Source organism: Phytopseudomonas punonensis (assembly GCF_900142655.1).
Lineage (GTDB): Bacteria > Pseudomonadota > Gammaproteobacteria > Pseudomonadales > Pseudomonadaceae > Aquipseudomonas > Aquipseudomonas punonensis.
Map to the genome: position 1 here is coordinate 236,697 of NZ_FRBQ01000001.1, position 26,159 is coordinate 262,855.

Consider the following 26,159-nt stretch of genomic DNA (forward strand, 5'->3'; position numbering starts at 1 on the left):
TGTCCCAGTCGGATTTTCGCCTCCTGATTGGAATAGACGATGCCCGAATTGACTGTTCGCATCGCTGAAGTAGCCACAGGCCACGACGTGCGGTTTCCTGCCACCAGTCGCTTCAGCGAACTCACCTCCTTGCTGCACAGCCCCGTCTTCGATGTCGTGGTGCTGAGCGCCACCGATGCCGAAAACCTGGCCATGCTCCAGGCCTTGCGGCGCCAGCCGGCCTATCGCCTGAGCCTGATCTATTGCAGCAGCCAGGCGCCGCTGGCCATCGCCCTCAGCGACGGCCCGCCACCGGCACAAGCGAGCGTGATCCAGCAGGCCTGGCAACAATGGCGCGAGCGCCTTGCCGTGTTCAACAACGGTCGTGCGCCCGAAGGGCTGGAGGCGCATCTGCTCGCCTACCTGTGGCTGCGCGCACCGGGCACCCTGAAAGCGGTGCGGGCTCCCTCTTCATCCAGGCATTACGTATACCCACTGGTTGAAGCGCTTGGTGATGATCAGGTCAACGGCCTGACGCAGGTACAGAACCTGGCGCAGCGCAATCTGCTCGACAGCACCGCACTGGTCGACCGCATTCGCCTGTGCCGCGGCTGCGGCAGCGGGCACCTCAATTACGTCGACGTGTGCGTGGAATGCAATTCCCTGGATATCGCCCGCCAGCCGTCGCTGCACTGCTTCACCTGCGGGCATATCGGCGCGCAGACCGAGTACCTCAAGGATGGTGCACTGGTTTGCCCGAACTGCTTGACCCGCCTGCGCCACATCGGCACTGACTACGACCGGCCGCTGGAAAACTACAACTGCAACAGCTGCGATGCCTTCTTCGTCGACGCCGACGTGCAGGCGCGCTGCCTGGACTGCGGCGAACACCACGCACCGGACGAGTTGCAGGTGCGCGAGATCCGCGACTACCAGCTCTCCGAAGGCGGCCTGCTCACCGCCCGCCAGGGCCTGGAGCGCAACACCGATCATTACTTCAACGGCCTGTCGGTGGTCGGCGTCAACACCTTCAAGACCCTGCTCGACTGGCAACTGGAACTGATCGAGCGGCACAAGGCGCCGGCCTTCGCACTGCTCGGCATGCGCTTTCGCAACCTCGGCAGGGTGCTCGAACGCCTTGGCCCGCAGCGCGGCCATGCCCTGCTCGACACGCTGATTGAACGCATTCAAGTGGCCATCCGCGACACCGACCGCTGCACCCGCACCAGCGAAGAACAGCTCTGGCTGCTGCTGATGTACACCGACTCCGCCGGCCTGCGCCGGGTGACCGAGCGAATCAATGAAATCAGCGAGCTGTTCGTTGGCGAAGACCTGCAGGACATCCGCCTGACCACCAGCGGTTGCGTAGCGCCCTCGGGCCTGATCGAAAAGGAAGACGCCGAACTGCTGATGGCACGCCTCGCCGGAGAACTCTGATGAATGCGCTGCTCGAGCACCTGCACGCCTGGCTGGGCGAGATCTACGGCGCCAATGGCCACTGGCGGCTGTTTCTCATGGTGTTCCCGTACTTCCTGCTATTGGAAGTGCCGCTCAACCTGATGGTGCTGCTCGGTACCCTGCGCTGGTTCGTGCGCCAGCGCAGCGCCGTGCCGATCCACAACACTTGGAATCCGCGGGTATCGTGCCTTATCACCTGCTACAGCGAAGGCCGCGACGTCGAGCTGACGCTGCGCAGCCTGGCCGAGCAGACCTACCCCGGCATGATCGAGATCATCCCGATCGTCGATGGCGCGGTCGCAAACAAAGCGACCACCGAGGTGGTGCGCCGCTTCAAGGCCGAGCAGCGCATGCCGCGCAACCGGGTGATCCGCCCCATCGCCAAATGGCAGCGCGGCGGTCGGGTGTCATCGCTCAATACCGGGCTGGCGTACAGCACTGGCGAGATTCTCATCAACGTCGATGGCGACACCTCGTTCGACAACGACATGGTGGTGCGCATGGTCAGCCACTTCCGTGACCCCAAGGTGCCTGCGGTGGCCGGCAGCCTGCGCGTGCGCAATGCCCGTCAATCCTGGGTCGCGCGCATCCAGGCGCTGGAATACCTGCTGTCGATCCACATGTGCAAGATCGGCCTGGCCGAGTGGAACCTGGTCAACAACGTATCCGGCGCGTTTGGCGCCTTCCGCCGCAGCTTCCTGCAGCAGATCGGCGGCTGGGACACCCACACCGCCGAAGACCTGGACTTGACCCTGCGCATCAAGGCGTACTTTCGCCGCTACCGCCTGCGCATTCCCTTCGAACCCCAGGCCATCGGCCACACCGATGCACCGGCGACGTTGCGCAGTTTTCTCGACCAGCGCCTGCGCTGGGACGGCGACCTGTTCTTCGTCTACATACGCAAGCACCGCCACGTCTTCACCCCGCGCCTGCTCGGCTGGCCGAACTTCCTGATGCTGATGGTCAGCGGGCTGTTGTTCCAGCTGGTGCTGCCGTTCATCATCCTCGGCTACAGCCTGGTGGCGGTGATCATCCTGCCGTTCACCGCGCTGCTGTTCTATTCACTGCTGATCTACGCGCTGTACCTGTCGATGAGCACACTGCTGTACCTGGGCCTGATGCTGATGGTCAGCGAGCGGCCGCAGCAGGATCTGCGGCTGATCTGGGTGCTGCCGTTCTATCCCCTGGCGATGTATGCCCTGCGCTGCTGGAGCGTGGTCGCCATTCTCAATGAAACCCTGCGGCGCGGGCACGAGGAATCGAGCATGGCGCCCTGGTGGGTTCTCAAACGGGCCAATCGATTCTGAGGCGCTACGACTCAATGACTGCACCACGACCTTCACGTCTGCTGCTGCCGCTGCTGTGCTGCGCGCCGCTGCTGGCAGGCGCCGCACCCCTGACGCTCGAGCAGGCCCTGCAACAGGCCGGCGACAGCGGCCCGGCGGCCAATGCCGAACTGGAAGCGCGCTATGCGGCCCGCGACCAACGCGAAAGCGAATCCGGCTGGGAAATGTTCGGCAATGCCAACGTCGGCCGCTACCGCGAACTGGTGACCGATGACGTGCGCGACGATTACTACGGCCGCAGCTTCGCGGTCGGCGTGCGCTACCCGCTGCTCGGCAGCCTGCGCCGGCGCATGGATGCCGTGCGCGACAGCGAGCGCGACATTCGCCTCGCCGAAATCGAGCAAGGCTATCGCCGCGCTCAGCAGCGCCTGGCCATCCGCAGTACCTATGCGGACTGGTGGCGCGCCAGTGAAGAAAAACGCCTCTGTGAGGGCGTCGAACAAGCCGCCCGTGATGCCGAAGAGCAGGTGCAAACGCGTCTTAAAGGCAACTGGATCCTGCCTTCCGACGCGCAGTTGATGCGCAGCGAATGGACGGCAGTCACCCAGCGTTGCGCCATGCAGCAAGGGCTGCTGGAAGACATCCGCGCCAGCCTGCAAACCCTTGGCGTGCAAGTCGAGGCTAACGACACGCCGATCACCAGCCCTCTGGCAAGCGAACCGCAACCGCTGCAAGCCTGGCAGGAGCAGCTCGAAAGCAACCCAAGGGTGGCCGGGCGCAATGCCGAGCTGGCCAACGCCGAACTGGGCCGCAAGCAGCCCTGGTACAGCGCCATCGAGTCCTACGTCAACGTCGCCCAGACCCTGGAGCAGCGCAGCGGCGCCAGTGACAACGGCAGTGGGCTGAGTGCCGGCGTCACATTCTCCGCGCCCTTCGACCTGCTCGACTACGGCTCGGCCCGTGGCCGCGAAGGCGAGGCGCGCTACCAGGCCGCCGTGCAGGCACTGGAGCGTGAGCGAGGCAGCGTGCTGCGCGAACTCGGCAAGGTGCTGGAACAGCAACGCCGCGAGCTCAACGAATACCAGTGGCGCAGCGAGCGACGTGCCGCGCTAGACACCATCATCGCCGAACGCCGCCAGCGCGGCAGCCTGGATGCCGGTGAAGCCAGCCTGCGTCTGCTGCAGGCCCAGGTCGATCATTACAATGCCGGTTTCGCGCAGATCTCCGCCTGGCACGGCGCCTGGTTGCAGGACTCGGCGCTGCGCCTGTTCGGCGATGACAGCCCGGGCTTCGAACGCCTGCTCGGCAACCGCGTGGTGCAGTGGCAGAGCGACAAGACCGTGATGCCAGCCCAGGTGGCCACACAGGCGCAATGGAATCAGGGCGTGTACATCTGGGACAGCACCGCCCTGCTCGACCCGAGCCAGCGCCCGGGCCAGCTGAGCACCTTGCAGCAAGCCGGCATCAGTCAGTTGCATGTTGGGCTGACCAGCCTGCAGGTCGCCGACATCAGGCGTACTCACCAGGCAATGCGCGAACTGATCCAGGCCGCCCACGCCAAGGGAATGCAGGTCAGCCTGCTGCTCGGTGATCCGGACTGGATGAAGCCCCGCCAGCGTCACGGGCTGATCGACCTGATCGGCAAGCTCCGGGACCTGCCCTTCGCTGCCCTGCATCTGGATCTGGAAGTCGAACAGCTGGGCTGGCCGGTGCCCGACGGGCGCCTGCGCGACTGGCTCGATACCGTGCGCGAGGCCAAGGCCGCGGCGCCCTGGCCGCTCAACCTGTCCAGCCACCCGCGCTGGTTCGACGAACAGGCCAACCGCCAACCCTGCGTGCCCTGCGAGCTGCAACGCATCGGGGTTGGCGAGATCAGCCTGATGATCTACACCCGCAACCCGCAAAGCAGCGCCAACAGGGCCCTGGCCATCGCCAAACAATGGCCAGCCCTGAAGCTGCGCCTGGCGCAGAGCGTGGAGGCCGATCAACCCGCTGATTTGAGCTGGGCCGATGCTTCCCACGAACAATTGCAACAACAGGTAGTGAACTGGCAGAACGCTCTGCGCCCGGCTGGAGTGGGCGGTATCGACTGGCAATCCTGGACTGATTACCCGAGAAGCCGATGAAGATACGTTTCAATAGCCGCAAAGAAAGACACCCAACCCAGGACAACGGCATGGAGGTGCTCTACGCCCCCGGCAAACGCCTGGCCTTCCGCCTGCGCTGGTACCTGATCCTGTTTCTGATCCTGCTGCCCGCCCTGTGGTTGGCCGGTCGCTACGGGCTGGAGCTGATACGCGTGGAGGCGCCAGCACTGGTGCGTTTGCCGAGCATGGAAGTGCGCGCCATGCAGCCCGGCCAGGTGAAAAGCATCCCGGTGCAGGCTGGTGATCACGTGGATGTCGGCACGCCATTGGTGGAGCTCGACAACCCCGAATGGCGCCTGCGCCTGAACCTCCTGCAAGGCGGCGCAGCACCGGCTGCCGCGCCAGCTGGCGACCTTGGCACGCGCAACCGTGCGGTGCTGCAGAGCCTGGTCAGCCGCGCGGCGCAGCGAGTCAACGACACCCGGCGCCTGGTGCAACAGGGCGCAGCCACCCGCGGCGAGCTGCTCGAGGCACAGAACGAGCTGGACAGTCGTCAGGCCGAATTGTTGGCCTTCGAGCGCAGCCTGAGCGGCGCTGGCAGCAGTGAAAGTGAACGCTATGAGCGCCAGCAAGAGCTGGAACGCCAGTGGCTGACCGGGCAGTTGAACCAGATGAAAGTCAGCGCCAGCGAACCTGGCCGGGTCGCCGAAGTGATCACTGCACCGGGCGAGAACGTCGGCCCAGGCACCCTGCTGATGCGCCTTGAGCGCAGCGGCCCGGCGCAGTTGTGGGTGTATTTGGATCCCAAGGATGTCGAGCACGCCACCCCAGGTTCAGCGCTGGACGTACGCCTGCCTGATGGCAGCTGGATCAAGGCCGAGGTGATCAATCCGGCGGAAAGCGCCAACCCGCTGCCCAGCGATCTGCGCCAGCCATTCCGCAGCCCAACGCGCGGGCTGATGGTGCCGGCACGCTTCACCGAGCCGCTGGCCAACGAATGGCGCGTCGACTCGCTGCCCGTGCAGGTACGCTTCCCGAACGAGCACTTCCCCCTGTTCGGTATGCGCCTCTAGGCACCCGACATCCGCCTGCGCAATGCAGGCGGATGCGCCTTTCAGGTCAAAGACTCAGACTACCGCGTCAGGAAACCGGATCACCGCACTGAAGCCCCGTGGGCTGGCATTGCTGAAGCCGATGGAGCCGCCCAGGTGGCGGGTGATCATGCCGACGATGGCCAATCCCAACCCTGCTCCCTGTGGATTGCCCGCACTGTGAAAGCGCTCGCCGAGGCGCGGCAGGCGCTCCTCTTCTACGCCCGGGCCCTGATCGACGACCTGCAGGCGCACACCCTGGCCCTCCCGGCACACACGCACGCTCACCTCGCTGCCCGGCGAAGAGAAGGTCAGCGCGTTGCTGACCAGGTTCTGCAGCAGAATGACGATCAGGCCGCGGTCGCCCTGAATCAACGCGGTTTCTTCAGCATCGAGGGCCAGGTCGATACGGCGGTTGATCGCCAGAGGTGCCAGGTCGGCCAGCTCCTCGCGCACCACGGCGGTCAAATCCAGCGGTTGCAGGTTTTGCGAAGGCGCTTCCAGGCGCGCCATGGTCAGCAACTGGCTGGCGATGCGAGTGGCGCGATGTACGCCCTGCTGCAGGAATGCCAGTGCTTCGTCGCGCTCCTGCGCGCTTTCGGCCTGCAACGCGTTGCGCACATGAATATCGAGAATCGCCAGCGGCGTGCGCAGTTCATGGGCGGCATCGGCGATAAAGCGTCGCTCGCGTTCGAGCAATGCGCGCAGTTGGCTCAAGACGTCATCCAGGGCCAGGCGCATCGGTTCCAGCTCCGGCGGCAGCGGGCCGGCGGGCAAAGGCTCGAGGCTGTGTTCGGGGCGTTCACGCAGTTGCTGGGCCAGGCGCTGCAACGGGCGCAACCCCCAGCCCAGCAGCAGCCAGATGAAGGCGGCCAACAATGGCAAACAGATCAGTGTTGGCATCAGGGTGTGCTGGAGAATCTGATGGATCAGATCCTGGCGCAGATCCTCACGCTCGCCGACCCAGATGCGCAGGCCCTGAGCGGCATCCTCCAGCAGCACCCCGCACCATTCCTGATCGTTGAGAAAGAAGTCGTGGATCCCGGGGGCGGGCGGCGACGCCAGTGGCGGCGCCTGCTCGGAACGCACCAGCAGCGTGCCGTCTGCGGCCCATACCTGGAACGCCAGGTTGATTTCATAGGGATGGGAAAAGATGCCATCGGCCGAGAGGTCCAGGGCGTTGTCCAGCGCCTGCCTGACGAACTGCCAGTCGATCGGCCGGCCGTCCGGTTGCTGCAGCATGCCTTGCAGCACGCGGGCGGCCTGCACCAATTGGGCATCATAGACCGCCTCGGTCTGCCGATGGCTGTCGCGCAGGGCAAGCAGCACCAGCGCCAGGCTGCCGGCCAGCACCAGAGCGATGGTCGGCGCGAGGATGCGTGTGCGGATGGAAATCATGGCGTGCGCTCCACCAGGTAACCGACCCCACGCACGGTGCGAATCAGCTCGCTGCACAATTTACGGCGCAGGTTATGAATAAGAACTTCCAGGGTGTTGCCCGGCCCGCTTTCCTGCCAGCCATACAGGGCATTGGCCAGCCGCTCGCGGGTGACCACCACACCGGGGCGGATCAACAACTGGTGCAGTAGCTGATATTCCATAGGCGTCATCGGTACGCTGCGGCCCCCGTAACGCACCTCCTGGGTGGATGGATCGAGGCTCACGCCGGCGAATTCCAGCACCGGCTGTGCACGCCCTTGGCTGCGGCGCAGCAAGGCACGGATGCGCGCTTTCAGCTCCTCGGGATCGAAGGGTTTGACCAGATAATCGTCGGCGCCAGCATCCAGGCCCTGGATTCGATCATCCATGGCGTCGCGGGCGGTGAGCACCAGCACCGGCACGGCGTTCTCGCTACGCGCGCGCAACTGGCGCAGCAGCGTCATGCCATCCAGGCGTGGCAGGCCGAGGTCGAGCAGCACCAGGTCGAACTGTTCGCTGCGCAGGGCATGGGCGGCTTCGATGCCGTCTTCCAGCCAGTCCAGCGTATAACCTTCGCCGCGCAGGGCGACGCGGATACCGCGCGCCAGGGCGCGATCATCTTCAACCAGCAGGACACGCACGGCACACACCTCGTCATCGATAACGGCGCCATGATGCGCCGCTGGCAGCACGATTGGCAGAGGCAGATGTTACCGAGATTTGCCCGTTAAGGCTTTCCTAAGCTTCGTGTCGCAAGGTGCCTCTGACCACTACCGTCAAGGAGTCTCACCATGCGTTACGTTGCACTCTTCGCCCTGTTGCTGGGCAGCCCGTTGGCCATGGCCAGCACCGAATGCACCACCGCTGATCGCTCGACCTGGCAGGATCCTGAGCAGTTTCAGGCCAAGCTGAAAGAGCAGGGTTACGAGATCAGCAAGTTCAAGATCACCAAAGGCAACTGCTACGAGATCTACGGCTTCGACAAGGACAAGCGCAAGGTCGAGATCTACCACGATCCGGTTAGCGGCAAGGCCATCAAGACCGAGATCGAAGACTGATGCACGCGGCGACGATACGACTCTGGGATCCCTTGATTCGGCTGTTCCATGTGTCGATAGCCGGGGTCTTCGTCGCCAACTATTTCTTTACCGAGGAAGGTGACGACTGGCACACCTGGCTCGGCTATTACGCCTGTGCCTGGCTGACGGTTCGCCTGGTATGGGGCTTCGTCGGCACACGCAGTGCGCGTTGGGCGGACTTCTGGCCGACCCGCGCTCGCCTGCGTGAACACCTGAGCCGGGTGCTCAAGGGCGAGCCGCACCGCCGCCTCGGTCACTCACCGATTGGCGCTCTGGTGATGATGCTGATGATGAGCACCATCGCCACCCTCGGCATCAGCGGCTTTCTGATGCAGGAGGTCGATGCCCTGTGGGGCGCCGACTGGCCACTCACGCTACATGCCTGGGCAGCCAACAGCCTGGCGACGCTGGTGGTCATCCACATGGCCGCAGCGGTGATCGAAAGCCTGCACCTGCGCGAAAACCTGCCGCTGTCGATGATCACCGGTAAACGCCGCGCCCCTTCCGACCATCGCTGAGACTCAACCCATGCTGACCCTGCTTGCGCCTCGCCGTGCCAGCGCCCCGCGCGCCTGGCTGTCGCTGCTTGCCCTGGCCACCCTGAGCTGCGCCCTGCTGCTCGCCGATGATTTTCTGCAGCAACTGTTCACCCCTAACAACCACGCCGAGCTCGAAGCAGGTTACGTAGTGGTGCTGTGGCTGTTCAGCCTGGGGCTATGGCTGTGCAACCTGCGATGGTTGAGCATGAGCATCCTGGCGCTGTTCGCGGTGATGCAATTGATGCAGTTGGCCAATATCAGCTTCTTTGGCGAACCGCTGACCGCCATCGACATCCAGTCGCTGCTCAATGACCCCGGCGAGGTGCGCGAGACCGCAGCCCACAGCCTGGCCCAACATTGGCCGGTACTGCTCTGCGTGGGCATTCCCTACGGCCTGCTGCTGGTCCTGCACTGGCGCTTGCCTGGTCGGGTAAGCCTGCCGCAGAGCCGCTGGGCGCTACTACTGATCGCCGTGGTGCTGCTTTCCAAGCCCTACCGCGCCACCTACCGCAACCTCGACTCGTTCGCCGCCAGCCCCAGCCGCAGCGCCCTGCACAACAACCTCAACGTGTTCTCCGCCTGGGCGGTGCACCTGGCGTTCAAGCCGGAAGTCGAGCTGCCGCCCACCTCCTTCGCGCCCTATGCGCTGAGCCCGAGCATGAGCGAGGCGAAACACGTCTGGCTGGTGGTCGCCGATTCGCTGCGCAGCGATCGCCTCGGCGTGTTCGGCTACGACCGGGATACCACGCCGAAACTGGCCGCCTACCTGCGCGACCATCCCAGCGCCTTCGTGCGCCCGGGCATTGCCGCCGGGGTGGCCACTGATGTAAGCCTGCCCTACCTGATCAACCCGATTCGCGAGCCCGGCAAGGACGCGCTGCTGCGCACCGGCGACATCAACCTGTTCCGCTTCGCCAAGCAGGCGGGCTTTCGCACCCACTGGATTTCCTCCCAGGAATCCAAGCTGCTGGCCAACCTGGGCAGCCGTTACCTGGACCTGTCGATCACCCGCGAAGACCATCCGTTGCGCTTCCTCAAACAGCAGGATCGCGCCCTGCTCGACGTGCTCGACGCCCAGCGCTGGGCCGAGCGCAACTTCGTGGTGCTCAACCTGCGCACCGCGCACCTGCCCTACGCGCAGAACTACCGCCATGAAAAGACGCCGGCGCCCTGGGTTGATGAAGGTCCGAACGGCCAGAGCAACGCCTACGACAACTCGGTGCATTACCTGGACAGCCTGCTGGCCGAGGTGATCGCCGACTTCGACCGCCTGGAGGGCGAGCGCTACCTGATCATCACCGGCGACCACGGCCAGCGCCTCGGTGAGGGCGGCAACTGGGGCCATAACGACCTGGTGCCGGAAGTCAGCGACGTGCCGGTGATCGTCATCGGTCGCGAGGCGAAACCCGAGACCATGGCGACGCTTTCAGCCGAGCGCTGGATAAGCCATTACGAAGCCGGTAAATGGCTGGCTGCGCGCCTTGGCACACGCATCCACAATCCCAACCTGCGCACCAACGAGCACTTCGTGCACGGCAAGCTGCTGTTCACCGACAACTTCATCCAGCGCGTTTGCGAAACGCCGAATGGCCTGGTTCACCAACCGCCGCAACTGCTGAGCATGCTGCTCAAAAGGCCAGAGCAAAGCTGCTAGACGCCGGTGCGGCGCACCTAGCCTTTGGCCGAGCGCAGGGTGATGCGGGTGATCTCGGAGGGCTTGCCCAGGCGTAGCGGAAAGCCGTTCCACAGCCCGGTGCCGTTGCTCACGTACAGGCGCATGTCGCCCACCGCATATTCGCCCGACACGTAGCCCTCGTTGAACGCCTGGGTGACCCAGTGCATGCCCAGCACCTGGCCGCCATGGGTGTGCCCGGATAGCTGCAGGTCGACACCGGCCAGGGCATTGCGCGCAGCGGCCAGGGGCCGGTGGCTGAGCAGGATCACCGCAGCGTCTTTCGGTACGCCGGCCAGTGCCGCGTCGATATCCGGCAGCGGTTGTCCGAAACGACTGGCAGCAGGATCGGTGATGCCGGCCAGCACCAGGCTGGCGCCACGGTCCTCGATGGTCACATGCTCGTTGAGCAGCATCGGCAGGCCGAGCTTCGCGAAGTGCTCCAGCCAATGCTGATACTCGGCGTAGTACTCGTGATTACCCGCAATCGCGTAAACACCCAGGCGCGCGCGTAGCTCGCGCAAGGGCTCTACATCGGCAGTTCGCGCAGCCACGGTGCCGTCGACCAGGTCACCAGTGATCACCAGCAGGTCCGGCTTAAGGGCATTGGTCTTGGCCACCACCGCCTCCATCCACGGGCGCTGCAAAAGGCGGCTGGCGTGCAGGTCAGTGAGCTGAACCAGCTGCAGACCGTCCAGCTCGACGGGCAACTGCGCCAGGGTGATTTCCACCTCGCGCACATCCGGCACGCGCACTGCCTGCCAGACACTCAGCGCCGACAGCAACAACGCAGCGACGCCAACACCTGCGCGCAGTCGAGGCGCGAAAACCACGGCGCGACACCGCGGCAGCAGCGCCAGAATATCCAGCACCAGCAGCACCACCGCGCTGATCAGCAGCGCCCCGAAGGCGCAACCAAGCAGCATCAGCAGCCAGCCCGGAATTTCTGGCGAGGCCATGCTGCCGAAGAAATAGCGGGTCAACAGATGATGCTCCGCCGCTGCCAGAATCAACACGCCGAGCAGCGCCTTGATCGCTCGCGGCCAGCGCTGCAGCCACACCATTCGCCAGAACACATACAGGGCCACAACGCCCGTGATCAGATGGAACACCGTTATCTCGCCCCTTCAGGATGGATCGAAAGCCGCCCACTCTGACATTGCTGCCACCTGCAGGTGCAGTCCGCATTCGTGACATTTTTCGCAGGCAAAAAAAACCGCCTCATCATGGAGGCGGTAACCAAAGGTTGATGAACCGGAGAGACCACCGGCTTCTCTCGAAAGCCCATGGTGTTGAGTTCATCGAGGTGTAGGGTATCGGTAAAGGTCTGAAGCACCGCATCATTTGCGTCGATAGTGATAATCGAGAGCTGCCGTTTGCGGCTACCTTGATGCGGCCAGCAGGGCGCGAACACGCTGCAGGTCTTCGAGGGTGTCGATATCGGTGACGATGCCAGGGTCGTCGACATCCAGCTTCACCACTCGCCCTGCAGCAGCATAGTGGCTAACGACAGCTGCGCCGCCCGCCTCGCCCGCCAAGGCTAGCAGCGCATCGCGGCATTCACGGGAAAACCCTACCGGATGGCCTTTTTGGCCCTGATAGCACGGCACCGCTACGGAGTGGTTCGTCAGCGCCTCGGCAACGCTGCGTATGCTGTCAACGCCAACCAGGGGCAAATCACCCGGCAGCACCAACCAACCGGCAGCGTCGCGGGTTGCATTCACGCCAGCTGCAATCGAATCGCCCATGGCATCACCTGCGGCCTGCTCCACCAGCTGAACCGCCAGGCCGGATCGCTCGACTGCGGCCAGCACGTGTTCGAGTACGGTCATGCCATCCAGATCGGCGTGCAGCTTGCTGCCACCACCACCGGACGCACGAAAGCGTGAGCTGCGCCCGGCTGCCAACACGATCACCACCGGTAGATGTGCTTGCATGGCTATACCGCGCTACGCTCGATGCTGTTGGCGACCCGCAGTACATCGGCCATGGTCGCCAGGGCGATTTCTGCGGGTGACTTGCTGCCCAGCTGCAAGCCGATCGGGGCATGGATGCGCGCGACGTCATCCGGCTTCAAACCGCCAAGGCGCGCCAGCCGTTCCAGGCGTTTGCCACTGGTGCGCTGGGAGCCCATGGCACCGATATAGAACGCTTCGGTGCGCACTGCTTCGATCAGAGTTGGGTCATCCAGGCGCGGATCGTGGGTCAGGGCCAGAATCGCCGTGGCGCAATGCGCGCCCTGCTCCGCGATAAAACGCGCAGGTAACATTTCGAGGGCCTGCACGCCGGGCACCGCCACGTCGGCGATCACCTCGGCACGCGGGTCGCAGACGATCACCTCATAACCCAGCGCCACGGCAAAGCCGGCGCAGAACTCGGCGACCGGCGACCAGCCGGCGAGGAACACGCGCAGCACGGCACCGACGCGGATCGATACCTGCCCGGCACTGCGCTGGATCTTCACGTCGCTCATGCTGCCCGGCCGGCAGCGGCAGCAGCCCTGGCCCAGCGGCACCTCACGCACCAGCAACTCGCCACCGCCGAGCGCCTGCTCGACCTGACGCAGCATCTGCAGCACGGCCTCGCCAGGCGCGAGGTATTCGATCAGCACATCCAGCACGCCGCCGCAGGGCAGCGCGCGAGTCGGCGTCAGGCCGCCCTCGCCGTAACGCACGATTTGATTGCAGGGGGCGAACGAGGCGCTCTGCACGCGCTCGAGAAAGTCTTCTTCCACGCAGCCGCCGGACAGCGAACCACAGGATGCACCAGAAGGCAGCGCCACCAGCATCGCGCCTGGCGACCGCGGCGCCGAACCGAATGTCGAGAGCACGGTGCACAGCCAAACGGCATGCCCCTGCTCCAGCCAACTGCGGGCCTGCTGCACCACCTGCAGGTCAAGTTGCTTCATCGACACCACCTCAGCCATCGCACCCCGCGCGCCAAAATCGGCGTGCTATCGGGCATGCAAGTTGGTAGGTCAGGCCATCGCTTCGGTTCAGTTTTTTTGCGACCAGCCTGCATAACGCAGGCTGCAGTGAAGGGCTTAGAACCTGTTCAAAGTCTACTGCGCGTCGGCACTGCGGCGTTAAAAACATGCTCGGACTGCTCATTTACAGCTCGTAAACTCCGCGTCCTCGCCTATTTTTGCGGGGCCGCCTAGGCCTTGCATTGCTCTAGCTCGCGAGACTTTGAACAGGCTCTTAGACGAAGGCCTGACGCGAGGCGCCGCGTGGCAGGCGATTGCGCCCAGGCAGTTGCTCGAGCTTTTGCTGCCAGGCAGCTTTCACGCTGACGGTTGCCGCCGGTGCCGGCTTGGCCGCTGGCGCCTTGGCGGCACGGGCTGCAGCGCGCAGCTCGGCCAGGGTTGGGGTGCGGTTAGCCGCCACAGGAGCGGTCGTCTTGTCCAGCGAACGCAGGCAGAGTTTGCAGGAAACCTGCGCCTGATCCTCGGTGGTGCTCAGGCTTGCGCCGCTGCGGCCACAGGCAATGGTGTTCGAGGAAGGCGAGTAGTGAATGGCCAAGGTGACATCTCCAGCAGTAAAACGGGGCGGCGATTTTACATATCCGTCGCGGTTTCTGCGCAGTCACTTGTCATGGGATGCAACGAGTGTTCGCTGCCGGGCATTCAGCCCTCGGAAATACCGGGTTGCGGCGTCTTTGTCGGGGTCATCGCTGCGCACATGGCGAGCAGTTGGTCGACGCTCCAGGGCTTGGGAATGACGGCCACGTTGAGGCCATCGAAGTCAGTGGTGCCTTCGAGGAACCCCGAGGAAATGATGATCGGCAGATCCGGGAAACGGTCGCGAATCAAGTGCGCGAGAAAGATCCCGTCAATGTCGCCGGGCATGCTGAAGTCGGTGAGCACCATGTCCACCTGGCCATCGCTGCTGGAGAGAAACTCCCAGGCGTCGTCAGCACAGGGGAAGGCTTTTACCTCGTGGCCTTCGTCTTCGAAGATTTCCACGAGCAGCTCTCTGATCGAGCGTTCGTCTTCGGCTATGACTATCAGTGGCATTGCGCGGATCCGGCAGTAAGGGTCACGCTCTGACCTGCCCGATCGGGCAAGATTTCATTAATTTTTCGTGGCACCGACTGGCGGCCTACAAGGGCCGGATCGCCGCCCGCCGTTGCAGCGGGCGACGACTGGCCAGAACGATCAGGCCAGGCGGAAGCGGCTCACCAACTTCTGCTGATGATCAGCCAGTCGCGCCAGCTCCTGGCTAGTGACGACAGTCTGCTCAGCACCGGAGCTGACCTGGATGGCAACGTCGTTGATTTCCACTACGTTGCGGTTGATGTCTTCGGCCACCGCACTCTGCTCTTCGGCGGCAGCGGCGATCTGCATGTTGCGGTCGCTGATGCTACTCACGCCCGAGGCGATCTCAGCCAGCAGGTCGCCGGCGCGGCCGATATTGCTCGCGCCCGCACGTGCCTTGCCCAGCGTTTCCTCCATGGATTGGGTAGCCAGGTCGGAGCCGCGCTGCAGGTTGGCGATCATCTCCTGGATGTTGCCGGTCGACTCCTGGGTCTTCTGCGCCAGGGTGCGCACCTCGGAGGCCACCACCGCGAAACCGCGGCCATGGTCGCCGGCGCGCGCCGCTTCGATGGCCGCGTTGAGGGCCAAGAGATTGGTCTGGTCGGCGATGCCGCGAATCACGTCGAGCACCGAGGAGATCGAATCGCTCTCGTGCTTGAGGTCGCCAATGATCCGCGCAGTGTCGTCGGCCTGGGTCGACAGTTCACGAATCACCTCGACGGTACGCTCGATTTCCTGACGGCCCTGGGTGGTGCTGATGTTGACCTGACGCGACATTTCGGCGGCGTCATTGGTGCTCTGCGCCACCTCACGAACCGTGGCGCTCATCTCGTTGATGGCGGTGACCACAAGCTCGGTGCCCTGGCGCTGACGCTCCAGGCTGTTGCTGGTCTGCAGGGTGACCGCCGAGCACTCTTCGGCAGCGGTAGCGACCTGAGCCGTGGCCGAGCCGATTTCCTGGACGATCTGCGTCAGCTCTCCAGCCATAGTGTTGAGGTTGCGGCTGATCTCGCCGAACTCGTCTTTGCCGACATAGCCAGAACGGGCCGTCAGGTCACGCTGCGACAGCGACAGCAAAGCACGATTGGCCTCGCCCACCGCCAGCTTGATGTTGCTAATGATCAGGTAGGAGAGCACGGCCACGATGGCCATGGCGACCAGCACGCTGATCGACGTCATCCACAGCATCGCCGACGCTTTGGCACGCGCTTCGGTAGCCAACTCATAAACACTGCCGCCCAATTCGCTTTCCACTTCGCCCATCAGGTCGATGCGGTTGGTGGAGGTCTGGAACCAGTCAGTGGCCTTGACGCCCAACGGCTGGCCAAGCGGCGTTTCGAAAGCCAACTTCTGCAGGCGGGCGACTTCGAGGGCACTGGGCTGCTGCATTTTTTCATCGAGCTTGCGCATGAAGTCGGCCGAGGCATTACGGCGGAAGCCTTCGGAATACGCGGTGAACTCACCCAGGTTGCGGCTGAATGTCGAGAGCAGGTCGGCATCGAAACGATCCTGGTTGAACACTACACCGAGCATGGCGCGTTCGCGGCCGGCGCGCTCCTTCATCTCGATGAACTGGTTGAGCGACGACAGGGCGCGCGACAGTGTCGGGTCGGTGACCGAGCGCTCGACGGCATGGGTGTAGCCGATCAGCTTGCGGATGATATCGGTGAAGCGCGCGCCGGATTCGCGGTTGTTGATCGCCAGCTTGTCGATTTGCCCGCGCATGGCATCCAGGCCGCTCAGCGCGGCCAGGGCTTCACTCAGCCCCGTATCGACATTGCCCAACGAGCGCGCATCGGCCAGGGCGGTATCAGTCTGGCCGCGCATGCGCAGCAGCACGTCCTGCATGTTCTTGCCCTGGCTACCGAGGAAAACGCCACTGGCGCCGCGCTCGCGCTGCAGCACGGTGATCAGCTGGCTGACTTTCTGGGCAACCTCGCTGGCCTCCTGTGTTTGCTCCATCTCCTGCAAGGTCTGGTAGCTGTCGCTGACCTGCAATGCGGCGAGCCAGAGAAAGCCCAACAGCGGGAAAGCGAGGATCAGCAGGAGCTTGAGGCTCAACGGGATGTTTCTGAGCACGGTGTGTCACCTATTCAATGAACTTCGACAGTTTGCTGGCGAAGCGAACGAATTACCTGCTGTCACACCGTCTGCGCGGTACGTTGAACAGGGAGACGCATTTGGCATGCGGCACGAAAAGCAATAGACGAGGTACTAGGCGGTAATCGGCGCGCGACAGGCATTCTTTAATGAAGTTCATCCCGCCATCTGAAAGAAGGCAGTTACTAGCGCCCTAGTCGATATGTTCCTGCCGCTCGTGCGGCAACTGGGGGTCGACTTCTAGCCAGGGCAGCCGGCTCTGCGTCCATATATGTCGGTCGGCGGCGGCCTGCTCGGGGTGATCCAGCGTGGCGATGGTCACGTCCAGGCTGTGCGGGCTGAGGGTGGTGAGCAGCGCCAGGTGTGCGCCGCACGTCGCGCAGAAGTAACGCTCGCAGCTTGGCGAGGAAGCGAAGCGCGCCGGCTCACCCCGTAACCAGGTAAAGGCGGCCAGCGGCACGGTGATCCAGGTGACCAGAATGCCGCCGGTGCTGCGCCGGCAAATCGAACAATGGCAATGGGCGATATCGCGCAACGGCGCCTGAAAGCTGTAACGCAAGGCACCGCACTGGCAGCCACCCTCATGCAAATCACTCATGGCACTCTCCCTGAAATGCTGTGGTATCCCTGCTTGCCTGATCGTACAGCGCTGGCGAAGATGCACGCTCACCACCACCGGGGGCTCCCGTGACCGACCTGCTCTTGGCCCTCTGGCCACTCTTCGCGCTGATCGTCGGCGGCTATGTACTGAGCCGTCGCGGCTTTCCCAACGAGGCCTTCTGGCCCGGCGCCGAACGCCTCAACTACTTCATCCTGTTCCCGGCCTTGCTGTTCAACAGCCTGGCCACCGTACCGTTGGACAACCCACAATTGCCGCGCATGGCCCTGGCCGTGCTGCTTGGTCTGGGTATCGCCTGGCTGGCCCTGTTGCTCGTGCGCCGCCTGCGTGGCTGGCCGGCGGCGCGCTTCGGCGCGTTCAGCCAGGGCATTCTGCGCTTCAACACTTACCTGGGCCTGGCGGCGGTCGGCAGCCTGTTCGGCCAACCAGGCCTGACGCTGGCCGCCTTGATGCTGGCGCTGATGGTGCCGACGGTCAACGTACTTTCGGTCTGGTCGCTGACCGCCGAGCGCGGGGTCAGCGTGCGCAGCCTGTTGCTGCCGATCATCCGCAATCCGCTGATTCTGGCCTGCCTGGCCGGTGCGCTGGTCAACCTGAGCGGCCTGGGCTTGCCCGGCGGCAGCGGTCGCTTGCTCAGCCTGCTGGCCGCCGCGAGCCTGCCGCTAGGCCTGCTGTGCGTGGGCGCCGCGCTGAAGCCCGAGCAGCTAAGCGGCGAGGTGCCGGCCCTGGCTTGGAACAGCCTGCTGCGTCTGCTGCTGATGCCACTCCTGGCTCTGGCCGTGGCTTATGGCCTGCAGTTGCCGAGCATGGAAAGCACCGTGCTGGTGCTGTTCTTCGCCCTGCCCACCGCTCCGACCGCTTATGTGCTGACACGCCAGCTCGGCGGCGACGCCAATCTGATGGCTGGCATCATTACCTTGCAGCACCTGCTGGCCGCCGCTTCGCTTGTTGGCGTGTTGCTGCTGCTCGAAAGACTGCTCTAGCCCGCGGCTCGCACGGGCTACGTAGTCTGTGCGAGCCCGCATGCCTCCCCTCGATTACCTACCTGCAACGAAAGCTGGCTGAAAGCTTCGTGCTCTAGCATCTGCTCACTGACCGACACAGATCGGTCGATGAGCTGCCGCCAGTGAGGCCCGCAGCTGCCGTCAACAAGAACAAAACAGGTAATTAACCATGTTCCGCCCTAGCTCCTCACGCTTGCTCCCTCTCCGCTCGCCTCAACGCTAGCTCCCTCGCGCCTTACCCGCACCTAGCCGAATAACGTCCGGAGAAACACCATGCTCACATTCCTTGGCTTCGCCATGGTCTCGACTTTCATGTACCTGATCATGAGCAAACGCCTGTCGGCGCTCATCGCTTTGATCATCATCCCGATCATCTTTGCCCTGATTGGCGGCTTCGCCTCGCAGATCGGCCCGATGATGCTCGAAGGCATCAGCAAGCTCGCGCCCACTGGCGTGATGCTGATGTTCGCCATCCTCTACTTCGCCATCATGATTGACTCGGGCCTGTTCGACCCGCCCGTTCGCCTGATCCTCAGGATGGTTAAAGGTGACCCGCTGAAGGTCGCCGTCGGCACCGTGGCCCTGGCACTGATCGTGTCGCTGGATGGCGACGGCTCGACCACCTACATGATCTGCGTCGGCGCCATGCTGCCGCTGTACAGCCGCCTGAAAATGAGCCCGACCATCATGGCCGGCCTGATCATCATGGCCGGCGGCATCATGAACATGACGCCCTGGGGCGGCCCGACCGCTCGCGCCGCCAGCGCCCTGCACGTGGATCCGTCGGACGTCTTCGTGCCGATGATTCCGGGCATGATCGTCGGCGCCATCGTGCTGTTCGGCGTGGCTTATCTGTATGGCCTGCGTGAGCGAAAGCGCCTGGGCGTGCTGCAACTGCCCGAAGGCAAGATCACCCAGGACGAGATCAGCGTCTCCCAGTTCCCGGAAGCCCGTCGCCCGAAACTGATCCTGATCAACGCCCTGCTGACCATCGTGCTGATGACCACACTGATCGCCGGCCTGCTGCCGATGCCGGTGCTGTTCATGATCGCCTTCAGTATCGCCATGATCATCAACTACCCGTGCCTGCAGCAGCAGAAAGACCGTATCTCTGCCCATGCCGGCAACGTGCTGGCGGTGGTCGGGCTGATCTTCGCGGCCGGTATCTTCACCGGCATCCTGACCGGCACCGGCATGGTCGACGCCATGTCCAAGAGCCTGCTGGCGGTGATCCCGGACGCCCTCGGCCCGCACCTGGCGGTGATTACCGCACTGGTGAGCATGCCATTCACCTTCTTCATGTCCAACGATGCCTTCTACTACGGCATTCTGCCGGTGCTGAACCAGGCCGCTTCCGGCTACGGCATCAGCGCCGTGGAAATGGCCCGCGCCTCGATCGTCGGCCAGCCGGTGCACCTGCTCAGCCCGCTGGTGCCGTCCACCTACCTCCTGATCGGCCTGGCGAAGATCGAGTTCGGTGACCTGCAGCGTTTCACCCTCAAGTGGGCGATCCTGATCTGCATGACGATCCTCGCTGCAGCCCTGGTGCTTGGCGTGTTTCCGCTGTTCGGTAGCTGATCCGAAAATATTTTGACGAAATTTTCACATCGCTGGCGCTAGACTTCGGCATCCATGCCGATGGCTCGCGCCAGTTTTCTATCACCCACAAGGAACCTCTAATGGAATGGCTTACCAACCCGGAAATCTGGGTTGCTTTCTTGACTCTGACCGCCCTGGAAATCGTTCTGGGCATCGACAACATCATCATGATCGCCATTCTGGTGTCGCGCATGCCGCAGCACATGCAGGCGCGTACCCGCTTCTTCGGCCTGGCCCTGGCGATGGTCACGCGCATCCTGCTGCTGCTCTCCATCACCTGGATCATGCGCCTCACCGCCGACCTGTTCCACGTGTTCGGCCAGGGCATCTCCGGCCGCGACCTGATCCTGTTCTTCGGCGGCCTGTTCCTGCTCTGGAAGAGCAGCACCGAGATCTACCACGGCCTGGAAGGCGAGGAAGAAAGCGCTGAGCAGCCTACAGGCGCCGGCAAGCAGTTCCTCGGCACCATCATCCAGATCGCCATTATCGACATCGTCTTCTCGCTCGACTCAGTCATCACCGCAGTGGGCATGGTGTCCCACGTACCGGTCATGGTTGCGGCCATCGTAGTAGCCGTCATCGTGATGATGATCTGCGCCGGCACCATCAGCGACTTCATCGAGAAACATCCGAGCCTGAAGATTCTGGCCCTGTCGTTCCTCATCGTGGTCGGTACCGTGCTGATCGCCGAGAGCTTCGAAGTCCACGTACCGAAAGGCTACGTCTACTTCGCCATGGCCTTCTCCCTGGCCGTGGAAGCGCTGAACATCCGCATGCGCACCGCCCGCCGCCGCGCCGAAGGCAAGGACGATGTGGAGCCGGTAAAACTGCGCAAGGACGTTCCTGGGCAGTGATCGGCTCGAGTTGATGCGTGAAAAGAAACGGGGCCTTCGCGGCCCCGTTTTTTTTGCGCTAGCTTGATCCAAGACAGGCTCAAAGAACTCGGCTAGGTTTTCTCAATTACCTAGACGTGATCAGCACTCTCCAAAGCAGCACTGCCATGCTCAGCGAGAAAAACACCAGAACGAAAATCGGCCCCCAGTGGCCGACCCAGTGCTGCAGCATTTCCAGCACCACTCCCACCAGCCGGGTGCGGTGACCATCGTAGGATGAAGCCACGTAAGCACCTCGCTGCCAGGTCTCATAAGCCGAGTGCAGCGGCAACAGAGTAAGCGGCAGGAGCAGCAGACCTAGCCAGAAGCCCAATCGGTTAGCACCTCTTGCATACGCCGGCCGGTAACCCTCCTGAATCAGGCGCAGGGTGCATAGCGAAATAAAACTGAAAGCCAGCAGCATCAGATAGGCGCCCAGGGATGCCGGTGACCTGTAGATCGCCAATGCAGCCAACGGCACCGTAACGCCGGTAAAGACCAGCCACAGCAGTAGAAAAAAGTACTTCATCCTTGCCCTCAATAGCGGCACGAAACGCAACTCCCCCGAGACCGGAGTACGTTTTTAAAAGGCCGAAGAAGAACGATTCCTGACCGGGTCTGATTCCTTACAACTATATCAATCGGATGCACCCGAAGCTGCCATTTGGCAAACTCCGGATCCACAGCTACAGCTAACCAATGAGTGCTCGCGAGCTCAGCTGTGACTGGCACCTATCGCATTTCGTCCATCGGCAGTATCCCAAGTACAGGGATCGAATCTGCATATCAGGGAGATGCGTGATGTTGACGTTGCTCAATCTATTATCCGCCATTGCCCTGCTCATCTGGGGCACTCATATCGTGCGTACCGGCATTCTGCGGGTGTATGGCTCGCAGCTGCGCCGTGTGCTCAGTCACAACGTCGGCAAGCGGCCGATGGCCTTCGTTGCCGGTATCGCCGTGACCGCGCTCGTGCAGAGCAGCAACGCGACGGCGCTGCTGGTCACCTCGTTCGTCGGCCAGGGCCTGATGGCGCTGACTCCGGCGCTGGCGATCATGCTCGGCGCCGATGTCGGCACCGCGCTGATGGCCCGGGTGCTGACCTTCGATCTCAGTTGGCTGTCGCCGCTGCTGATCTTTCTCGGCGTGGTGTTCTTCCTTTCCCGCAAGCAGACGCGCGCCGGCCAGCTTGGTCGCGTGGGTATCGGCCTGGGTTTGATGATCCTCGCCCTGCAGTTGATCGTTGCCGCCGCCACGCCGATCACCGAGGCCAAGGGCATTCACGTGCTGTTTGCCTCGTTGACTGGCGACCTACTGCTCGATGCAGTGGTCGGCGCGCTGTTCGCGCTGATCTCCTATTCCAGCCTGGCTGCGGTGCTGCTCACCGCCACGCTGACCGGCTCCGGGGTGATCGGCTTGCCGGTGGCCATCGGCCTGGTGATCGGCGCCAATATCGGTAGCGGCATATTGGCCTTCCTCAACGCCAGTATGCAAAGCCAGGCCGGCCGCCGCGTGGCCCTGGGCAGCCTCTTGTACAAGCTGATCGGCCTCGTGCTGGTGATTCCGGTACTCGACCCGCTGGTGCATTGGCTGGACAGCCTCAAATGGCACCCGGCGGAACTGGTGATCGGCTTCCACTTGCTCTACAACACTCTGCGCTGCCTGCTGATGCTGCCGACCCTCGGCCTGATGGCGCGCTTCTGCAATTGGCTACTGCCAGATCGCCCGGACATGAACGCCGTCGCCAAGGCCCGCCACCTCGACCCTACGGCGCTGTCTACACCGAGCCTGGCGCTGTCCAACGCGGTGCGCGAAACCCTGCGTATCGGCGACTTGGTCGACAGCATGCTCGGCCATCTGCTTGATGCCCTGCGCGGCAGCCAACCGATTCTCGCCAAAGACCTGCGCCGCATCGATGACGATATCGACGCCCTCTACACCGCCGTGAAGCTCTACCTCGCCCAGGTGCAGCAGGAAGACCTGAGCGAAACGGACAGCCGCCGCTGGGCCGAGATCATCGAATTTTCCTCGAACCTGGAGCGCGCCGGTGACCTGATCGAGCGGATGCTCGGCAAGATTCAGGACGAGAAGACCGCCCAGCGGCATGCCTTCTCCGACAGCGGCCTGGAAGAACTCACCGCGCTGCACGAACGCCTGCTAGGCAATTTGCGCCTGGGCCTGTCGGTGTTCTTCTCCGCCGACGCCGATGCCGCGCGGCAATTGCTGCGCGAGAAACGCCGTTTCCGCATCCAGGAGCGCCGGCTCACGCATTTACATGTCGAACGTCTGCATAAGCAGGTGGTCAAGAGTCTGGAAACCAGCTCACTGCACCTGGAACTGATCGACGACATGAAACGCCTCAACTCGCTGTTCTGCGCAAGTGCCTATGCCGTACTCGGCAACCACGAAACCGGTGCCCTGCTCGCCGAAGAAGGTGGCGAATAGTGCTTTCTGCCGGGCGCTCACTGGCGCTGCTGCTGAGCTTTTTGCTGTGCAGCCAACTGTGGGCGGCAGACCGCCTGAAGGTCGAAGGCTACCCGTTGGACAACGGCTTGCAGCTGATCCTCAAGCCCACCAGCGAGCGCGGCCATGTGTCGATCCGCCTGGTAGTCGGCGTCGGCTTCAACCAGTTCGATTGTCGCCAGAAAGAACTGCCTCACCTGCTCGAACACCTGCTGTTCAGCGGCATCGACGACAGTGGTGAAGCCGGGCTTGAGGAACGCATGCAGGCCCTCGGTGGCGACTGGAATGCTTTCACCCGTGACAGCGACACCACCTTCGTACTCGAGGTGCCCGCTGCCAATCAGCGTGCCGCACTCGATCTGCTGCTCGCCGCGCTGTTCAACACCGAATTCACGCCTGAGCGCATCGAGGCGGCCAAGCGGGTGATCGTCCACGAGAACGGCGAACACCCTGCTGCCTGGCAACGGCTGCTGGGCGCCTCGGCCAAACGCAACGACGCCACCGAACAAGTGGCCACCGAACTCGGCCAGGCGTGCACCGAGCAAGACTCCCTCGACGCGCTGGACACCGCCGCCCTGGAGCGCCTGCGCGAGCAGTGGTACGTGGCCAACAATATGACGCTAATCATGGTAGGCGACCTGGATCGCCGACTGCCCGCCTACCTCGAACGCCGCTTCGGTGAACTGCCGCCTGGCCCGATGCCAGAGCTGCGCGAATTGCCAGACAGCACCGGCCACGCCGAGCCTGAACGCACGCTGACCACCGGCCTGGTCGGCGACACGGCTCAGGTAAATCTGATCTTCACCGAGCCATGGGTCGGCGAACTCGACCAGGGCACCTGGCAACTGCTGCGCGACTACCTGCAATGGTCGGTGTACCGCGACCTGCGCCTGGAACACGGCCTGGCCTACAGCCCCAACGTAGAGCGCAGCGCCTACGGCAGCAGCAGCTTCTTCACCATCACCGCCGAGGTTGCACGCGGGGATGTCGAACAGACTGGGCAGCGCCTGCACGATCTGCTGCACACACTCGCCAAGAACGGCCTGAACGACGCCACCCTCGAGCGCCTGCGAGACGTCGCCCTCGCCCGCCCGAACTGGATGGCCCAAGGCAACAGCGCCCTGGCCGATACCTACTGGAGCTCGCTCGGCAGTTACGAAGAAGGCCGCTTCGCCGACCCGGCACCAGAACTGCGCAAGATCCAGACCGCCCAGCTCGATGCGGCGCTGAACCTGCTGCTCAAGCAGCCGAGCTATCTGCGCGTGAAACAACCATTACTGAGCACCACCGGCTTGTATGTCGTAGGTGCGGTGGCGGTGGTGATTCTGTTGCTGGCGCTGATCGGTCTGGTCAGCCTATTGCGGCGCCGCTAACAAAAAGCCCCGGATAAACCGGGGCTCTACGATGCAGGAAACGCGGTCGCAGCTTACTCGATGATATTGAACTCGCTCAGGTACTCCTCGGAGATCTCCAGGCCCAGACCGGGCTTGTGGTCGTCCAGTTGGATGTAACCGTTGACCGGCGCGGGCTCCCCCTTGAACACGTAGTAGAACAGCTCGTTGCCGACCTCGACGTCGAATACCGGGAAGAACTCGGCCATCGGCGAAGCAGTGGTCGACATAGTCAGGTGGTAGTTGTGCATCTGCCCGGCATGGGGGATCACGGGCACCGACCAGGCTTCGGCCATGGCGTTGATCTTGCGCGCCGCAGTGATGCCACCCACACGGTTGGTGTCGTACTGGATCACGTCTACGGCGCGACGCTCCAGAAGGTCCTTGAAGCCATAGGAGGTGAACTCGTGCTCGCCACCGGAGATCGGCATGATGCCCATCTTCTTCAGCTCGATGTAGCCTTCCAGGTCGTCGGCGATCACCGGTTCTTCCAGCCAGCGAGGCTCGAACTCGGCAAGCTTGGGCAGCATGCGGCGGGCGTATTCCAGGGTCCAGCCCATGTAGCACTCGAGCATGATGTCCACGTCCGGCCCCGCCAGTTCACGCAGTGCACGCACCTGCTCGATGTTGCGGCGCATGCCCGCAGGGCCGTCTTTCGGGCCGTAGCCGAAGCGCATCTTCAGGGCGTTGAAGCCCTGGCTCAGATAGCCCTGGGCCTCTTCGAGGAACAGGTCGAGGTTGTCGTTGGCGTAGAGCTTGGAGGCGTAGGTCCAGATCTTTTCCTTGGTGCGCCCGCCGAGCAGTTTGAACACCGGCTTGTTCACCGCTTTGCCCATGATGTCCCAGATGGCGATGTCGATCGCCGAGATCGCCGCCATGCCGATGCCCTTGCGGCCCCAGGCGTGGCTCTGGCGGTACATCTTCTGCCAGATGTATTCGTTGTCGAAGGGGTCTTCACCGATGGCGATGGGCGCCAGGTAAGTGTCGATGATTTCCTTGGCCACACGCGGCGCCAGGGCGCAGTTGCCGATCCCGACGATGCCGTCGTCGGTCTCCACTTCCACCACCAGCCAACCGTGGAAACGGAACGAGCCCATGGCATCGCCCTTCTCGAAGAGGATGTCGCTGGCGTTGGTGCAGAAATGCGCCTGGGGCGGCACGACCTTGCCCTTCCACTCGAAAACACGGGTGCGGATGGATTTTATTTTCATGGTACGGCTCCTTTCACGATAGACGGGCGACCGACAGAGACTGGCTCTCGGCGATACGACGGGGTTGGTTGAGCGGGAAATTGAAAAGAAGTGGCAAACACAGCGAAGCCAGCGCTCTGGCCGATGCCATCGGTGTCATGGTCGATTCCTTGTTGCCGCTTTTTGCCCTGGCGATCAGGGCCGGCTTCTTGTTGGTCTACGGCGGCAGCCGAGCTGCCTGTTGCCGACGACTCTAGCCATGGCGCACGGCGGCG

At 63.4% G+C, this 26,159-nt stretch carries 23 protein-coding genes; 12 read left to right on the forward strand and 11 right to left on the reverse strand.

From position 1 onward, the window contains the following. Positions 1-39: 39 nt before the first annotated feature. From BUC40_RS01085 to BUC40_RS01100, 4 genes are read left to right on the forward strand one after another with little or no spacing between them, the layout of a single operon-like run. Positions 40-1,416 carry a TackOD1 domain-containing metal-binding protein gene (locus tag BUC40_RS01085; protein ID WP_073261774.1) on the forward strand — a complete coding sequence of 459 codons (1,377 nt, stop codon included), beginning with the start codon at positions 40-42 and terminating at the stop codon, positions 1,414-1,416. Further along, positions 1,416-2,744, forward strand: coding sequence for a glycosyltransferase family 2 protein (locus BUC40_RS01090; RefSeq protein ID WP_073261776.1), 1,329 nt, complete (start codon positions 1,416-1,418; stop codon positions 2,742-2,744). Before BUC40_RS01085 ends, BUC40_RS01090 begins: the two co-directional genes overlap by 1 nt. 14 nt (positions 2,745-2,758) lie before the next feature. Further along, positions 2,759-4,849: a TolC family protein gene (locus BUC40_RS22590; protein ID WP_073261778.1), complete on the forward strand. Its 2,091-nt coding sequence runs from the start codon at positions 2,759-2,761 to the stop codon at positions 4,847-4,849. Next, a complete protein-coding gene (locus BUC40_RS01100) occupies positions 4,846-5,883 on the forward strand; it encodes an HlyD family secretion protein (RefSeq protein ID WP_073261781.1) in 1,038 nt (345 codons plus the stop codon). The genes BUC40_RS22590 and BUC40_RS01100 overlap by 4 nt, the downstream gene beginning before the upstream one ends. 54 nt (positions 5,884-5,937) lie before the next feature. On the opposite strand, the gene BUC40_RS01105 is transcribed toward BUC40_RS01100, so the two are convergent. Next, entirely contained in the window at positions 5,938-7,299 is a 1,362-nt protein-coding gene (locus tag BUC40_RS01105) for an ATP-binding protein (protein ID WP_073261783.1), read from the reverse strand. Beyond that, positions 7,296-7,961, reverse strand: coding sequence for a response regulator (locus BUC40_RS01110; RefSeq protein WP_073263814.1), 666 nt, complete (start codon positions 7,959-7,961; stop codon positions 7,296-7,298). The genes BUC40_RS01105 and BUC40_RS01110 overlap by 4 nt, the downstream gene beginning before the upstream one ends. 150 nt (positions 7,962-8,111) lie before the next feature. Here BUC40_RS01110 and BUC40_RS01115 point away from each other — a divergent pair, with 150 nt between their 5' ends. From BUC40_RS01115 to BUC40_RS01125, 3 genes are read left to right on the forward strand one after another with little or no spacing between them, the layout of a single operon-like run. Further along, a complete protein-coding gene (locus tag BUC40_RS01115) occupies positions 8,112-8,378 on the forward strand; it encodes a PepSY domain-containing protein (RefSeq protein WP_073261785.1) in 267 nt (88 codons plus the stop codon). Continuing rightward, positions 8,378-8,917 (forward strand): cytochrome b/b6 domain-containing protein, encoded by a 540-nt coding sequence (locus tag BUC40_RS01120; protein ID WP_073261787.1) that lies wholly within the window; start codon positions 8,378-8,380, stop codon positions 8,915-8,917. The genes BUC40_RS01115 and BUC40_RS01120 overlap by 1 nt, the downstream gene beginning before the upstream one ends. A gap of 10 nt (positions 8,918-8,927) precedes the next feature. After that, positions 8,928-10,592, forward strand: coding sequence for a phosphoethanolamine transferase (locus tag BUC40_RS01125; protein ID WP_073261789.1), 1,665 nt, complete (start codon positions 8,928-8,930; stop codon positions 10,590-10,592). Positions 10,593-10,609: 17 nt separating this feature from the next. On the opposite strand, the gene BUC40_RS01130 is transcribed toward BUC40_RS01125, so the two are convergent. The 7 genes from BUC40_RS01130 to BUC40_RS01160 form a co-directional block, all read right to left on the reverse strand. Next, positions 10,610-11,722 (reverse strand): metallophosphoesterase, encoded by a 1,113-nt coding sequence (locus tag BUC40_RS01130; protein ID WP_073261791.1) that lies wholly within the window; start codon positions 11,720-11,722, stop codon positions 10,610-10,612. Between the two features lie 270 nt (positions 11,723-11,992). After that, a complete protein-coding gene (locus BUC40_RS01135; RefSeq protein ID WP_073261793.1) occupies positions 11,993-12,547 on the reverse strand; it encodes a nucleotidyltransferase family protein in 555 nt (184 codons plus the stop codon). A 2-nt stretch (positions 12,548-12,549) separates the two neighbouring features. Further along, positions 12,550-13,518: an XdhC family protein gene (locus tag BUC40_RS01140; protein ID WP_073263816.1), complete on the reverse strand. Its 969-nt coding sequence runs from the start codon at positions 13,516-13,518 to the stop codon at positions 12,550-12,552. 292 nt (positions 13,519-13,810) lie between these two features. Then, positions 13,811-14,131: a hypothetical protein gene (locus BUC40_RS01145; RefSeq protein ID WP_073261795.1), complete on the reverse strand. Its 321-nt coding sequence runs from the start codon at positions 14,129-14,131 to the stop codon at positions 13,811-13,813. A 104-nt stretch (positions 14,132-14,235) separates the two neighbouring features. Beyond that, positions 14,236-14,625 carry a response regulator gene (locus tag BUC40_RS01150; protein ID WP_073261798.1) on the reverse strand — a complete coding sequence of 130 codons (390 nt, stop codon included), beginning with the start codon at positions 14,623-14,625 and terminating at the stop codon, positions 14,236-14,238. A 141-nt stretch (positions 14,626-14,766) separates the two neighbouring features. Next, complete coding sequence (locus BUC40_RS01155; protein WP_073261800.1) at positions 14,767-16,725, reverse strand: methyl-accepting chemotaxis protein; 1,959 nt, start codon at positions 16,723-16,725, stop codon at positions 14,767-14,769. Positions 16,726-16,939: 214 nt separating this feature from the next. Continuing rightward, positions 16,940-17,344, reverse strand: a complete 405-nt coding sequence (locus tag BUC40_RS01160; protein ID WP_073261802.1) for a GFA family protein — start codon at positions 17,342-17,344, stop codon at positions 16,940-16,942. Positions 17,345-17,433: 89 nt separating this feature from the next. On the opposite strand from BUC40_RS01160, the gene BUC40_RS01165 reads away from it, so the two are divergent. The 3 genes from BUC40_RS01165 (at position 17,434) to BUC40_RS01175 (ending at position 20,822) form a co-directional block, all read left to right on the forward strand. Next, positions 17,434-18,348, forward strand: a complete 915-nt coding sequence (locus BUC40_RS01165) for an AEC family transporter (protein WP_073261804.1) — start codon at positions 17,434-17,436, stop codon at positions 18,346-18,348. A 294-nt stretch (positions 18,349-18,642) separates the two neighbouring features. Beyond that, complete coding sequence (locus BUC40_RS01170) at positions 18,643-19,947, forward strand: CitMHS family transporter (protein ID WP_073261806.1); 1,305 nt, start codon at positions 18,643-18,645, stop codon at positions 19,945-19,947. Positions 19,948-20,048: 101 nt separating this feature from the next. Continuing rightward, on the forward strand, positions 20,049-20,822 hold the full coding sequence (locus tag BUC40_RS01175) for a TerC family protein (RefSeq protein ID WP_073261808.1): 774 nt from the start codon (positions 20,049-20,051) through the stop codon (positions 20,820-20,822). A 106-nt stretch (positions 20,823-20,928) separates the two neighbouring features. On the opposite strand, the gene BUC40_RS01180 is transcribed toward BUC40_RS01175, so the two are convergent. Beyond that, complete coding sequence (locus tag BUC40_RS01180; protein ID WP_139272093.1) at positions 20,929-21,390, reverse strand: hypothetical protein; 462 nt, start codon at positions 21,388-21,390, stop codon at positions 20,929-20,931. Between the two features lie 251 nt (positions 21,391-21,641). On the opposite strand from BUC40_RS01180, the gene BUC40_RS01185 reads away from it, so the two are divergent. Both BUC40_RS01185 and BUC40_RS01190 read left to right on the forward strand, forming a co-directional pair. After that, positions 21,642-23,285, forward strand: coding sequence for a Na/Pi cotransporter family protein (locus BUC40_RS01185; RefSeq protein WP_073261812.1), 1,644 nt, complete (start codon positions 21,642-21,644; stop codon positions 23,283-23,285). Then, positions 23,285-24,676: a M16 family metallopeptidase gene (locus BUC40_RS01190; RefSeq protein WP_083593285.1), complete on the forward strand. Its 1,392-nt coding sequence runs from the start codon at positions 23,285-23,287 to the stop codon at positions 24,674-24,676. The genes BUC40_RS01185 and BUC40_RS01190 overlap by 1 nt, the downstream gene beginning before the upstream one ends. Before the next feature lie 53 nt (positions 24,677-24,729). On the opposite strand, the gene BUC40_RS01195 is transcribed toward BUC40_RS01190, so the two are convergent. Then, the gene (locus BUC40_RS01195) at positions 24,730-25,905 is read right to left on the reverse strand and encodes an L-rhamnonate dehydratase (RefSeq protein WP_073261814.1); all 1,176 of its coding nucleotides are present in this window, start codon (positions 25,903-25,905) and stop codon (positions 24,730-24,732) included. Between the last annotated feature and the right edge of the window lie 254 nt (positions 25,906-26,159).